This window comes from Bacillus sp. FSL K6-0069, from assembly GCF_038007785.1.
GTDB classification, from domain to species: Bacteria; Bacillota; Bacilli; order Bacillales; family Bacillaceae_G; genus Bacillus_A; species Bacillus_A mobilis.
In genome coordinates this window covers 1,169,485-1,182,376 of the sequence record NZ_JBBOXN010000001.1, presented here as the reverse complement: position 1 = coordinate 1,182,376, position 12,892 = coordinate 1,169,485, and the positions used below count along the sequence as shown (strand labels likewise).

Annotated in this window: 14 protein-coding genes; 7 read left to right on the top strand and 7 right to left on the bottom strand. The window is 37.6% G+C overall.

The annotated features are described in order from the left end of the window. The first annotated feature begins 10 nt into the window (after window positions 1-10). Window positions 11-1,243: an ammonium transporter gene (locus MHB74_RS06040; protein WP_061678714.1), complete on the top strand. Its 1,233-nt coding sequence runs from the start codon at window positions 11-13 to the stop codon at window positions 1,241-1,243. 210 nt (window positions 1,244-1,453) lie between these two features. Here the strand turns inward: MHB74_RS06040 and MHB74_RS06035 are convergent, their stop codons facing one another. From MHB74_RS06035 to asnB, 4 genes are all read right to left on the bottom strand, one after another. Next, entirely contained in the window at window positions 1,454-1,759 is a 306-nt protein-coding gene (locus tag MHB74_RS06035) for a hypothetical protein (RefSeq protein WP_061678713.1), read from the bottom strand. A gap of 116 nt (window positions 1,760-1,875) precedes the next feature. Continuing rightward, entirely contained in the window at window positions 1,876-3,342 is a 1,467-nt protein-coding gene (gene katB / locus MHB74_RS06030) for a catalase KatB (RefSeq protein ID WP_061678712.1), read from the bottom strand. A gap of 58 nt (window positions 3,343-3,400) precedes the next feature. Further along, the gene (gene hemH, locus MHB74_RS06025) at window positions 3,401-4,360 is read right to left on the bottom strand and encodes a ferrochelatase (RefSeq protein WP_061678711.1); all 960 of its coding nucleotides are present in this window, start codon (window positions 4,358-4,360) and stop codon (window positions 3,401-3,403) included. Window positions 4,361-4,699: 339 nt separating this feature from the next. Continuing rightward, entirely contained in the window at window positions 4,700-6,547 is a 1,848-nt protein-coding gene (asnB, locus tag MHB74_RS06020; protein ID WP_061676280.1) for an asparagine synthase (glutamine-hydrolyzing), read from the bottom strand. 241 nt (window positions 6,548-6,788) lie between these two features. On the opposite strand from asnB, the gene MHB74_RS06015 reads away from it, so the two are divergent. After that, window positions 6,789-7,343: a DUF2777 domain-containing protein gene (locus MHB74_RS06015; RefSeq protein ID WP_061676281.1), complete on the top strand. Its 555-nt coding sequence runs from the start codon at window positions 6,789-6,791 to the stop codon at window positions 7,341-7,343. A 55-nt stretch (window positions 7,344-7,398) separates the two neighbouring features. Here the strand turns inward: MHB74_RS06015 and MHB74_RS06010 are convergent, their stop codons facing one another. Next, on the bottom strand, window positions 7,399-7,767 hold the full coding sequence (locus tag MHB74_RS06010; RefSeq protein WP_061676282.1) for a YisL family protein: 369 nt from the start codon (window positions 7,765-7,767) through the stop codon (window positions 7,399-7,401). A gap of 150 nt (window positions 7,768-7,917) precedes the next feature. Between MHB74_RS06010 and rocD the strand changes: the two genes are divergently transcribed. Further along, a complete protein-coding gene (gene rocD / locus MHB74_RS06005) occupies window positions 7,918-9,108 on the top strand; it encodes an ornithine aminotransferase (protein WP_000616654.1) in 1,191 nt (396 codons plus the stop codon). A gap of 110 nt (window positions 9,109-9,218) precedes the next feature. Further along, window positions 9,219-9,503 (top strand): hypothetical protein, encoded by a 285-nt coding sequence (locus MHB74_RS06000; protein WP_060629921.1) that lies wholly within the window; start codon window positions 9,219-9,221, stop codon window positions 9,501-9,503. A gap of 33 nt (window positions 9,504-9,536) precedes the next feature. Here the strand turns inward: MHB74_RS06000 and MHB74_RS05995 are convergent, their stop codons facing one another. Both MHB74_RS05995 and MHB74_RS05990 read right to left on the bottom strand, forming a co-directional pair. Further along, window positions 9,537-10,436 carry a fumarylacetoacetate hydrolase family protein gene (locus MHB74_RS05995; RefSeq protein WP_061676283.1) on the bottom strand — a complete coding sequence of 300 codons (900 nt, stop codon included), beginning with the start codon at window positions 10,434-10,436 and terminating at the stop codon, window positions 9,537-9,539. 164 nt (window positions 10,437-10,600) lie between these two features. Then, on the bottom strand, window positions 10,601-11,740 hold the full coding sequence (locus tag MHB74_RS05990; protein ID WP_340843961.1) for an RNA-guided endonuclease InsQ/TnpB family protein: 1,140 nt from the start codon (window positions 11,738-11,740) through the stop codon (window positions 10,601-10,603). A gap of 425 nt (window positions 11,741-12,165) precedes the next feature. Between MHB74_RS05990 and MHB74_RS05985 the strand changes: the two genes are divergently transcribed. The 3 genes from MHB74_RS05985 to gerPB all read left to right on the top strand — a co-directional run bounded on the left by MHB74_RS05985 (window position 12,166) and on the right by gerPB (window position 12,884). Next, window positions 12,166-12,345, top strand: coding sequence for an aspartyl-phosphate phosphatase Spo0E family protein (locus MHB74_RS05985; RefSeq protein WP_000462840.1), 180 nt, complete (start codon window positions 12,166-12,168; stop codon window positions 12,343-12,345). A 96-nt stretch (window positions 12,346-12,441) separates the two neighbouring features. Beyond that, window positions 12,442-12,663 (top strand): spore germination protein GerPA, encoded by a 222-nt coding sequence (gerPA, locus tag MHB74_RS05980; protein WP_001111187.1) that lies wholly within the window; start codon window positions 12,442-12,444, stop codon window positions 12,661-12,663. 14 nt (window positions 12,664-12,677) lie between these two features. After that, on the top strand, window positions 12,678-12,884 hold the full coding sequence (gerPB, locus tag MHB74_RS05975) for a spore germination protein GerPB (RefSeq protein WP_001012508.1): 207 nt from the start codon (window positions 12,678-12,680) through the stop codon (window positions 12,882-12,884). Window positions 12,885-12,892: the final 8 nt, after the last annotated feature.

Sequence of the window (12,892 nt, the reverse complement as noted above, 5' to 3'; positions counted from 1 at the left end):
AGGAGAGAGAATGAATACAGGAGATACGGTTTTTATGTTTGTAACGACAGTAATGGTCATGTTAATGACACCAGGATTGGCACTTTTTTATGGGGGCATGGTTCGCAGTAAAAACGTACTCAGTACGACAATGCATAGTTATAGCGCAATGGCTATCGTTTCGATTCAGTGGATTGTGATCGGCTATTCTTTATCATTCGGACCAGATTGGCACGGACTTATCGGTACACTCGATTGGTTCGGTTTAAACGGCGTTACCTACGCACCAAATCCAGACTACTCATCTACTATTCCTCACAACTTATTTATGATGTTCCAACTCATGTTCGCCATTTTAACTCCTGCTTTAATTTCAGGTGCATTCGCCGAAAGAATGCGATTTTCCGCTTTCCTTATTTTCATCCTTCTATGGACAACAATCGTTTACAATCCTGTCGCTCATTGGGTATGGGGCGTTGGCGGGTGGCTTAGAGAGCTTGGCGCGTTAGACTTCGCTGGTGGTAATGTCGTTCATATTACATCTGGCGTGGCTGGCCTTGTATTAGCTATTTTTCTCGGAAAACGAAAAAACATAAACGGTTCGTCTCCTCACCATTTACCATTTACGATGTTAGGCGCAGGCTTACTATGGTTCGGCTGGTTCGGTTTTAACGTCGGAAGTGCATTATCTTTAAATGATGTAGCTTTAACCGCATTTATTAATACAAATATAGCCGCAGCTGCCTCCGCATTAACTTGGATGCTTTCAGAATGGTTCTTCCAATCAAAACCGACTGCGATGGGAGCTGCTTGCGGAGTTGTTTCCGGTCTAGTCGCTATTACACCAGCTTGCGGGTTCGTTACACCTTTCTCAGCTCTTCTTATCGGAGCAATTGGCGGCGTATTATGCTTCGGAGCAGTCTTTTTCTTAAAAACAAAATTCGGATACGATGATACACTTGATGCATTCGGATGCCACGGCATCGGCGGAACTTGGGGTGGCATTGCGACAGGACTATTTGCAACTACTACGGTAAACAGTGATGGCGCTAACGGATTATTTTACGGAAACGCGGCTTTACTGTTTAAACAACTTGTAGCAATCGGCGCAACATATGCATTCACGATCATCATGACGTATGCCATTATTAAAGCAATCAACTTCTTCCTCCCTGTTCGGGTAGACGAACACGAAGAACATATGGGACTTGATATTTCGATGCACGGGGAGAAAGCTTATGAGTATACGGAGCGGGTGAACTAAAAAAAGAGATGCAATCTATTGGTAGTAGATTGCATCTCTTTTTATTGTACTTGTTGGCGGTATACCCCACCTAGTATTACAGTGAATATATCGGCGATTCTCCGGATATATCAACGATTTTTTCAATATATCGACGCTTCGACACAACATATCGATTTATCAACAAATTCCGACATAATGAACCCGAAAAATACCCTGCCCCGGCGTAACTTACGAATCGCCGTACTTTCTTTTATTCGTACTTAAAATAATAAGAAATGCAATCGCTATTACAGCTAAAAAGCGAACTGGATTAAACGGCGTTCCTACCGTTTCATTAAAACGATGATAAATAAACGGGATCATCTCAAGTACCATTAGCCCCATCGCAATTTGAAACGTCTCAGCCATCGCTTTATTTTTTATAAACGTAGCACGCTCATCACCTTGTTTCCCAATTGCTATAAACATTTTTATAATAGCAAACACTACAAATAAAAAGACGCTTAACGCAATAATAAAAATCAAAACATCCATCAAAATACACCTCTTATATGTAAAACTTATTTGATAACAATTTAACATCTTTCGCTCCGCATGTAAAACATCTTTTACACAAAAAAGACGACTGTTAAACAGTCGTCTTTTCCTATTTATTTCGGAGCATTCCCTACATATTGCGTAATATCAACATTTAAAGACTGCGCTAAACGCATTCCGTACTCTTGATCTGCACGGAAGAAGTTACAAACAGCTAGTAATTTCGTGCGCTCATTTACGTCTTTTAAGTCATTTGTTAAGTTTGCAATTAAGTTATCTTGCTCTTCTTTAGAGAATGAACGGTAACGCTCACCTGCTTGTTTGAAATCATTTGGTTTGTCAATTTTTTCACGAGATACGTAGCCTTCTACTTTCATAGTTGAATCGCGGTAAGTCGGGTCTTCAACTGGATTTTCAGTATGACGGCTCGGTTCGTAGTTAATTGTAGATGGATTTTGATTCATTTGCATCGCACCATCACGTTGTTGATTATGAACAGCTGCGTACGGGCAGTTTACTGGAATTTGTAAATAATTTGCTCCAAGACGGTAACGCTGTGTATCTGGATAAGAGAATAAACGACCTTGCAATAATTTATCTTCAGATGGTTCAATACCATTTACAGTTGCACTTGGAGAGAACGCCACTTGTTCTACTTCTGCGAAGAAGTTTTTCGGGTTACGATTTAACGTCATTGTCCCTACTTCAATTAATGGGAAGCGATCTTCTGGCCAAACTTTCGTCGGATCTAATGGATCGAAATCTAAAGAATCCGTTTCTTCTAGTTGCATCACTTGTACGTGTAAATCCCACTTCGGATAATTTCCTTTTTCGATTGCATCGAACAAGTCACGAGTTGCATGGTTGAAGTCTTTTCCTTGTACTTCTTGCACTTCTTTTGCGCTTAAGTTACGTACACTTTGCTGTGGTTTCCAGTGATATTTAATGTAGACGATTTTACCTTCTGCATTAATCCATTTAAATGAATGGACACCGAAACCTTCCATTTCGCGATAGCTTGCTGGCGTACCGTAATCAGAGAACACCCATGTCATCATATGTGTAGATTCTGGACTTAACGTCATGAAATCCCAGTAACGATCTGGCGTTTGAATATTTGTATCAGGTGCTGGTTTTAAAGAATGCACCATATCAGGGAATTTAATTGCATCACGAATGAAGAAGACCGGTAAATGGTTACCTACAATATCGTAATTTCCTTCTTCTGTATAAAATTTAACAGCGAATCCGCGTGGGTCACGAGCTGTTTCTGGAGAACCTTGACCATGAATAACCGTTGAGAAACGAACAAATACAGGCGTTTCAGTTCCTTCATTTTGTAAAAATGCTGCCTTTGTATATTGCTTCATGCTGTTTTTCGTTACGAATACACCGTGAGCACCTGCACCACGTGCATGTACAACGCGTTCTGGAATACGTTCACGATCAAAGTGCGCCAGTTTTTCTACTAAATGATAGTCTTCTAATAATACCGGTCCACGGCGACCAGCCGTACGAGAATTTTGGTTATCTCCAACCGGAGCACCTTGGTTTGTTGTTAAGCGATTATTTGGATTCATCAGGGGGATCCTCCTCTTTATCTTTTAGGAATTATTATTTATTTAAAATTATTATAAACTAATTATTATTCAAAACTAAGTTCTTGTCAACTATTTCCTTCATTTTCTTGGAAACAATTTCAGCTAAGCAATCGATGAATACAGGTTGTGAATTTGGCATATTTGGTCTAAAATATGCCACGTTTAATTCATCAGTTACAACTTTACATTCATAATCATTGTCATATAAAACTTCTAAATGCTCTGCCACAAAGCCTACTGGGCAATATATGAAAGATTCATATCCATGCTCTTCAAATAAATCTCTCGTTAAATCTTGTACATCCGGTCCAATCCATGGATCCGTTGTATTTCCGGCACTTTGCCAACCAATTGTATAGTTTTGAATATTTGCAGCTGCTGCGATTAAATCCGCTGTATGTTGCAATTGCTCCACATAAGGGTCTCCTGCTGCAATAATTTTCTCTGGTAAACTATGTGCTGAAAAAATTACCACAGCTTTTTCTTTGTTTTCAATCTTTGTAAATGTTTCTTTTATTTGCTCTGCCCAATACGAAATAAATTTCGGTTCATCGTACCATTGTTCAATCGGTTCAATAAAAGGACCACCGATTTCTTCCGAAAGACGAATAGCACGGTCATTATACGCTTTAATACTAAATGTAGAATAATGCGGTGCTAATACGATACTAATCGCCTGCTCAATTCCATCACGCTCCATCTCTTCAACTGCATCTTCTATAAATGGAGCTATATGTTTTAATCCTAAATAACAAGTAAATTCATACTCTGTAAATATATTATTCATTGAATCTGTTAATTTATGCGCCTGCTCTTTCGTAATTTTTGCAAGTGGCGAAATTCCACCAATCGCTTTATAGCGCCCGATTAAGTCTTGGAGTGCTTCTTCTGAAGGCTTACGCCCGTGGCGAATATGTGTATAGTACGCTTCTACATCATCTAATGATTCGGGCGTTCCATACGCCATTACGAGTAAACCTATTTTTTTCTTTGTCATCTATATAACACCTCAATTTTATAAAGTGAAACTTTAATCAGTGTGGGGGGTCTTCATCCCCCACTGATTATTAGTTGAACCAATCGGACTTTAATGGACAGCCCGACCCCCACCTAAATTCTTTGCTTTCGCTGCATTTTGAGATGGGGGTCTTACTGCCCATTAAAGCGGGATAAATGAGAATCTTTTTCAAGAACATTTGTTTCCAATTATAACAATTAATAATAAGTACGTCAAAATAATTATTATAAATAAGTATTATTTCTAATATAATTTTGAATTTTATTTGACACTTTATTTAATAAAAAGCGACTTACATAAAAGTAAGTCGCTTTTCTTCTATTCCTTAATATTTACCCCATATTCTTTAAACCAAACGTGAATTTGCGCTAAATGAGCTAAAAGCTGAGGCCCAGTCATTAATTGACCGAACCAAGGCGATTGAAATGCACTGCCACCTGACTCAATCAAGCCGCTCAATTGCTCTTTATCAAATAACTCGTGCAAAATTGATCCTTTATCCGTTAATAAATCTTGTAGCCATACTGTTACTGCTTTCGTATAGTGCGGATTATGCGTTTTCGGATATGGGCTCTTCTTTCTATATAAGATGTCATTTGGAAGTAACCCTTCTAACGCTTTACGCAATAGACCTTTTTCGCGGTTTTTATACATTTTCATTTCCCAAGGAATATTCCACGCATATTCGACAAGTCGGTGATCCGCAAATGGAACGCGTACTTCTAAGCTTGCCCCCATACTCATACGGTCTTTTCTGTCTAATAATGTTGTCATAAACCATACCATGTTCAAGTAAAATAGTTGTCGTCTCTTCGCTTCAATTGGGCTTTCTCCCTCTAAAATAGGAACTTCTTGAATGGATTCTTCATAACGCTGCTGTACATATTGTTGTAAATTTAATTTATTTCTCCATTCTTTCTTTAGCAGTTGTTCACGTGCTTCTGTAGAGCGCATCCACGGAAAGGCACTCGATTGTAAATCATCTTCTCTATAAAACCACGGATAACCACCAAATATTTCATCTGCGCATTCCCCAGATAAACCGACGACAAAATCTTGTTTAATTTCACGGCAAAACCATAATAATGACGAATCGATATCTGCCATACCAGGCAAATCACGAACGAGTACTGCTTCTGTTAAATACTGTGCTAATTGTTCATTTGAAATGACGCAACGATGGTGGATTGTTTGAAACGTCTCCGTCATCAAATGAATAAATGGCGCATCTGAATTGGGCTGAAACGCATTCGCTTTAAAGTATTTATCATTATCTTCATAATCAACAGAATATGTGTGTAATTGCCCTTTTCCTGACCTTGCATATTCTTTCGCAGCAATTGCTGTAATAGCGCTCGAATCTACACCGCCTGATAGAAAAGTGCATAGTGGTACATCAGAAACGAGCTGCCTTGTAATCGCATCTTGTAATAAAAAGCGCGTTTTCTCTACTGTTTCTTCAAAGGAGTCTTCATGTTTTTTACTTTCCACATTCCAATATCTCCATATACATAAACCGTTCTTTGAAAATGTCATCGCATGACCTGGACGTAATTCTTTTATACCAGCATAAATACCATGACCAGGCGTTCTAGATGGTCCAAGACCGAATATTTCGGATAACCCTTCTAACGTTACTTCCGCCTTCACATCTGGATGAGCCAGTATCGCTTTCAACTCTGAACCAAATAGTAATCGTCCACTATCGTATTTATAAAATAGCGGTTTTACACCTAATCGATCTCGCGCAATAAATACTTGTTCTTTCTGTTCATCCCATACGGCAAACGCATATATACCGTTTAAATGATCGACACATTCTTCTTTCCATTCCATATACGACGCTAATAGCACCTCCGTATCAGAATGCCCTTTGAACGTATATCCTCTTCTTAATAATTCCTTTCGAATATCCTCTGTGTTATACAGTTCACCGTTATAACAAATTGCATAATTCGTTTCATCTTTTAAACAAGTCATCGGTTGTTTCCCGCCCTCAGGGTCCACAACGATTAACCGTTTATGCCCAAATGCTACATTGCCTTTAATCCAAACTTTATTATCATCTGGGCCACGTTTTGCTAACGTCTCAGCCATCTTCGTAACGACGTCCCGTTCTCCTTCTAATGAGCGTTTATAATCCACCCATCCTGTAATCCCGCACATATAAATCATCCTTCCATCCTATTTCTTTTCCTAAACGAGCAGTAATCCCCACCCTACAAGGTGCGGATCAAAAAAAACGAAAAACTTGACGATAACCTACTATCCACATATGGAATAGCATTTTCACTCAGTAAAACGTGTTTTATTGTATGCCCACCTATGTCTAGATGTGTCTAGTTATAAAGAATGCACGAACTGTCTATAACAGAAATAACTACTTTTCATAAAGGAGAAATCGTGTATGATACAACGTAACCATATTTTATATAACCAGCCTCGCGCTCATACAGTCGGTAATGTAGAATATATAAACAATGAATGGGTATTCTTTGATGATGAAAATGATGAAGCATTTTTATTAGAAGATATTGCCGAAGATGGTTTTGAGATTTTATATAACAACAACTGGCTACCAGCTCGTTTCTATGAACAAGATGTATTACAAATTGCAAACGAACAGCACCACCTGCAAAACGGGGAAATGATACGAATTCGAAAGAAATTACTTCTTAGCTATACAGAATGGCTTGAGGAATTACCTGACTCTGTCTTTACGTTATTAACGGAATCATTACAATCCCTTCACTACTCTTTATATGATTGCATGTATTGTCATAATTATTTATCTTTCTTACCGAAAGAGGAAACGCGCGAAGGAGTAAATATTCTTTTGTTCGATAACGAAGAAATGATTTGTACATTGCAGCATCCTTTCGTTCGTCACGCTACGTCAAATAAAAACATGTTTCGTTTTACGAAAGCAAACGGAGAAGAGTTGCATATCGATGCGACATAAAATAAAAAAACCACCTTATCTCCCAAATATTTGAGATTATAAGGTGGTTTTATTTTTATTTAAATACGTACCAGCCAAGTGGTAATTTTAGTCCTAAGTATATTACCGCTACTAACGCAACAATAAATAAGCCCCAAACCGCCCCTGTTGGTTTGTTTTTGCTCATTTTTACAAGAACCATTTCCATTCCACCGATAACTAAAATACCAGCTAACATTTTCATGCCGTACCACATGTGCATGCTACCTGTTGCTGTCTTCACAATACTCATGTACAACATGAATCCTGTCACAATAATGAAGATATACACTAGACGAAGCCCCATATGTACACCTTTACCTTTTCTCCCTGCTGAATAAAGTGAATACGCAACGAAGAATAAAATTAAACCTAACGCCCATGCTGTAATATGCATATGTACCATCGTATCCCTTACCTCCTCTTTTCACACTTTTTCACTCTATATGATAACATGTTCATTTATTTTCAGGAAATGTTTCGCTTTTTTACATTTAAATGATATAATATTTAGAGTATTTACAAACTTCTTGTAATAACAAAAGGGGGAACAATCATGATTCAAACTAAGGATATTATCGAACTTACAGACACATACGGGGCAAATAACTATCACCCACTTCCAATCGTTATTTCTAAAGCAGAAGGCGTTTGGGTAGAAGATCCTGAAGGAAACCGCTATATGGACTTATTAAGTGCATATTCTGCAGTAAACCAAGGTCATCGTCACCCAAAAATTATTAACGCTTTAATTGACCAAGCTAATCGTGTTACGTTAACTTCTCGTGCTTTCCATAGCGATCAATTGGGTCCTTGGTACGAAAAAGTTGCGAAACTAACTAATAAAGAAATGGTACTTCCAATGAATACAGGTGCAGAAGCTGTTGAAACTGCAATTAAAACAGCTCGCCGCTGGGCTTATGATGTGAAGAAAGTAGAAGCAAATCGTGCTGAAATTATCGTTTGTGAAGATAACTTCCACGGCCGTACAATGGGTGCTGTTTCTATGTCTTCAAACGAAGAGTACAAGCGTGGATTCGGTCCAATGCTTCCTGGCATTATCGTAATTCCTTACGGTGATTTAGAAGCGTTAAAAGCTGCTATTACACCAAATACAGCTGCATTCATTTTAGAGCCTATCCAAGGTGAAGCAGGAATTAACATCCCACCAGCTGGTTACTTAAAAGAAGCTCTTGAAGTATGTAAAAAAGAAAACGTTTTATTTGTAGCAGATGAAATCCAAACAGGTTTAGGCCGTACTGGTAAAGTATTTGCTTGTGATTGGGACAATGTAACTCCTGACATGTACATACTTGGTAAAGCACTTGGCGGCGGCGTATTCCCAATCTCTTGCGTAGCAGCAAACCGCGACATTTTAGGCGTATTCGAGCCAGGTTCTCACGGTTCTACATTCGGTGGTAACCCACTTGCATGTGCTGTTTCTATCGCAGCTCTTGAAGTGTTAGAAGAAGAAAAATTAACAGAGCGTTCTCTTCAATTAGGTGAAAAATTAGTTGGGCAATTAAAAGAGATTGATAACCCAATGATCACTGAAGTTCGTGGTAAAGGTTTATTCATCGGTATCGAATTAAACGAGCCAGCTCGTCCTTACTGTGAACAACTAAAAGCAGCTGGTCTATTATGTAAAGAAACACACGAAAATGTGATTCGTATCGCACCACCTCTAGTAATCTCTGAAGAAGATTTAGAGTGGGCATTCCAAAAAATTAAAGCGGTATTATCGTAATAATAGAGAGGTTGTCCTACATGTTGGGACAACCTCTTTCTTTTTATATTGATTTATACTAAAATAAAGTTGTAATTTTCTGCCTTTTAAAATTGTAAAGGAGATTCGATATGTTATTAAGGTACGGCAAACACATTAACTATTTGGCGACATCTTTTATTTTAGTTACATTCTTTGGCTTCCTACTTTCCACAACATTGCTTATTAACTACTCAACTTCTACTACATTCACACTACTGAAAGCATCATTTTGGACTGCTGTTATTCTTACCATCATTGGTTTTGGACGAGAAAAAAGTGCACTTACCGTTATACTATTTGGCATTTGTACACTTGCATTCATTGGTCTTTACATTTTTTCTATTATTGATTACCTCTATAACCCAAGACCATAAAAAAGAGCTATCTTCGATAAGATAGCTCTTTTTTCATTTCACTACATTTCGCAAAGTACCAATTCCTTCTACTGTAATGACAACTTCATCACCAGCATGCAAAAACTTCGGTGGTGTGAAACCTTTTCCGACTCCAGCCGGCGTTCCTGTTGCGATAATATCTCCTGGTTCTAACGTCATGCCTTTACTTATCGTTGAAATAATTTCTTCTATTGAAAAAATCATTTTATTTGTATTTGAAGTTTGCCTTACTTCCCCGTTTACTACCGTTTCAATGTGTAACGCATTTGGCGTTTCAATCATTGATTTATGAATTAGATACGGTCCCATCGGACAAAATGTATCGAAACTTTTTCCAAGGAAAAATTGTTTATGCTTCCTTTGAATGTCGCGAGCAGTTATATCATTTATAATGGTGTAACCAAACACATGCTCAAGCGCTTTTTCTTTTTTTATTTGTTTCCCTCGCTTACCGATAATGATAGCTAGTTCTCCTTCATAGTCTAGTTCATTCGTTGCGTGGGGATGACTATTAATTTTTTCATCCATGCCAATAACTGTCGTTGGCGCTTTCGTAAAGATCATTATATTTTCCGGAATGGATTCTACTCCGCCCATTTCTATCGCATGCTCACGATAGTTTTTTCCAACGCAAAGAATATTCTTCCTTGGTCTTGGAATCGGTGCTAATATTTTCACCTCAGTTAACGGATAATACGCGGTTTCTCCATGCTCTTTTGCCCAATTTACAATTTCACATACTTTCTCAAAGCATGTGGTCCCTCTTTCAATATACTCTAGCATTGTAATGGGGATTGTAACCTTTTCCCCCTTTTGCCTTTGTGCTTCTCTTAAGTGCAATACCTTTTTTTCTTCTTCATCCACAATACCTACAAATACCTTTTCATCTTTTTTTGCCGTTACCAAACGCAATATTTCCACTCTCCATCCTAAAACTCATACCGATACGATAAATTTAACTAAATCTATACAATTCAATCAAATTTACACAAGTTAGTGCTTCATCGTGTTCTCGCAGCCCCAAAGGGACGAGGGGTATTACACTCCACACGAGGCAGTATCGTTACCTCCTATTATCAAGCATTTAATTTTACCCATCTTGATAAATTTATCGCAGCATTTACATCCCTATCGTGATCGCTATTGCACGAAGCACAACACCATTCACGAATCTTTAAACTCCACTGTCCTTCTGGTTGAACTGAATGGTCATATTTAACTCCGCAACATGAGCAAATCTTGCTTGAAGCGAACCATTTATCAGCCTTTACATATTCAATGCCGTACTTCTCGCACTTGTATGATAAACATTGAAAGAAGAAGTTTAATTTTTGAAATGAAAATGCTTTCGATAGTTTTTTGTTTTTTAACAGGTTTGAGATAGATAAGTCTTCCACAACAATCCTCATTGGTTTGGTTTTCACCAAGTTAGCTGTTGCTTGATGGATATGGTTATTTCGGATATTCATAATTTTCCTAGATAACCGCAGGTGCTCAGCTTTCGCTTTTTCATATCCGGCAGATTGAATTTTTACACCTTTTTTAAATCTCCTAGACATATCTCTTTGTGCTGACTTTTTCCTTTTCAAAAGTTTTTTAACCTTAGCATCTTTGTTTATATTTCGTTCTTTCGTACCATTAGAAGCTACAAACAGCTCTTTTAAACCAACATCCACACCAATCGACTCTTTCGTTAGTTCTTGTGATTCAAAGTCTTCTTGGAACCCTACACTAATCCACCAGTGACGACCATCAAAGGTAACTCTTGGATTGGATGGTTTTTTATTTCTTGGTAGTTGTTGGCTTGTTTTCACTTCTCCAATAGACTGAATATGAACTACTTTCTTTCCCATAATCAGTCTTTCATAATTGGCATAAAATCCTTGGATTACATCTTTTTTGGATTTATAAGAAGTGTGATAACCATTTTTGTACTTTTTGAACGAATGTTTTCTCGCCGTATCAAAATCTTTTGAAGCCTGTTTGGGAACTTGTGCATTGATGTCTTTTAACCACTCATATCTCTTTCGCTTCTTGATCTTTGTAAATCGTTTTTGTAAAGCTAACTGTGAAACAGATTTTCCAAATAGCTTATAGTATCTATCACTCATTCTTTTACAATAGTTATAAGCGAACCTTGCAGCACCGGCATGATTTCTAAGCACTTTTTCTTGTTCAGGCGTTGGAATCAGTCTGACTTTCTTCGCCAATATCATCAGAAGTCAACTCCTTAATCATCTGATTGATTTTTCTACTCTCGCAACATTCACGCTTACCATTTCTAGCCACGTTGTAGTTCAATCAGCTTTAGGGATTGCCTGCAGTTAAACCTCACTACTGGCCAATCACTTGACTAGCTGGGCTTACTGATATATTTAATTAACTTTGGTTATAATTGGTTAAATAAATCGTAACAGTTAGTTACCCTTTAATTGTATTCGCATCCGTAAGAAAAAAACCTTCTCATGCACGCTAATTTTTACAATATTCTTCTCCTATCCTATTTGTTACCCCTTTACATTTGACATAAAATGTAGAAAATTTACTTTTTTTAGCGAAAGCATTTCTTTTTTATGGGGTTTTTGTATAATATGTACTACATATATACTAAAAATTTCATTTAGAGATGGAGCCGATTTCAATGTTTGAGCAAGCGATTGAAAAAAAACGTGAAAAAATGATTTATTTTGCTGAACGCTATGGAATGACTTCTCAAAAAACAGTAGATTGTAGCCAAGAACTGGACAGGCTCTTAAATGCAATTTGGCATGTACATACGGATTTTCACCCTAATCAAACACTCGATACACACACGCAATAACGCGTGTGTTTCTTTTATTTCAAAAAAACACACATTTTATTGAAAACGCCCATACAATAGTAGAAAAGAAAATTTTAAAAACGAAAGGTGTTTTGTATGCCAGCTATGGTCGGACATATTCGTATCGTCAATATTGGATCAAGTGGTATTTTTCATATTGGAGATGTATTTGCGATTAGGCCTATTAGTTATTCACGCGCTTTCGCCGGGGCCGGCTCTTTTAATGTTGGAGATAACGTTTCTGTCTACAATTATCAAAGCGCAACGACTGTTAATGACTCCGATGTAATTGATCAAGCGATAATTGGTTCAACTTAGAGGAGGCGATTGCATTGAATTTTTACGTAAACCAAAGCATCATCATTAACAGCATTAAAATTGATAGCATTACAACCTCTTCTGTATTTCAAATTGGTACTGCTGGAAGTATTAAAGCTCTATCTAAGTTCTCTAATACTGGCGGATTTACAGAACCCCTTCGCCCATTACAGGCGAAAGGACAAATTATTTCTATCAAACCATCAACTAGTTCTTCTTAAGACATCCT

Coding starts and splice junctions, on each gene's coding strand:
- gerPA (WP_001111187.1), top strand. CDS start 12,442: ATGCCAGCTATGGTCGGACATATTCGTATCGTCAATATTGGATCAAGT.
- katB (WP_061678712.1), bottom strand. CDS start 3,342: ATGAATCCAAATAATCGCTTAACAACAAACCAAGGTGCTCCGGTTGGA.
- MHB74_RS06040 (WP_061678714.1), top strand. CDS start 11: ATGAATACAGGAGATACGGTTTTTATGTTTGTAACGACAGTAATGGTC.
- MHB74_RS06015 (WP_061676281.1), top strand. CDS start 6,789: ATGATACAACGTAACCATATTTTATATAACCAGCCTCGCGCTCATACA.
- MHB74_RS06035 (WP_061678713.1), bottom strand. CDS start 1,759: ATGGATGTTTTGATTTTTATTATTGCGTTAAGCGTCTTTTTATTTGTA.
- hemH (WP_061678711.1), bottom strand. CDS start 4,360: ATGACAAAGAAAAAAATAGGTTTACTCGTAATGGCGTATGGAACGCCC.
- rocD (WP_000616654.1), top strand. CDS start 7,918: ATGATTCAAACTAAGGATATTATCGAACTTACAGACACATACGGGGCA.
- asnB (WP_061676280.1), bottom strand. CDS start 6,547: ATGTGCGGGATTACAGGATGGGTGGATTATAAACGCTCATTAGAAGGA.
- MHB74_RS06010 (WP_061676282.1), bottom strand. CDS start 7,767: ATGGTACATATGCATATTACAGCATGGGCGTTAGGTTTAATTTTATTC.
- MHB74_RS06000 (WP_060629921.1), top strand. CDS start 9,219: ATGTTATTAAGGTACGGCAAACACATTAACTATTTGGCGACATCTTTT.
- MHB74_RS05985 (WP_000462840.1), top strand. CDS start 12,166: ATGTTTGAGCAAGCGATTGAAAAAAAACGTGAAAAAATGATTTATTTT.
- MHB74_RS05990 (WP_340843961.1), bottom strand. CDS start 11,740: ATGATATTGGCGAAGAAAGTCAGACTGATTCCAACGCCTGAACAAGAA.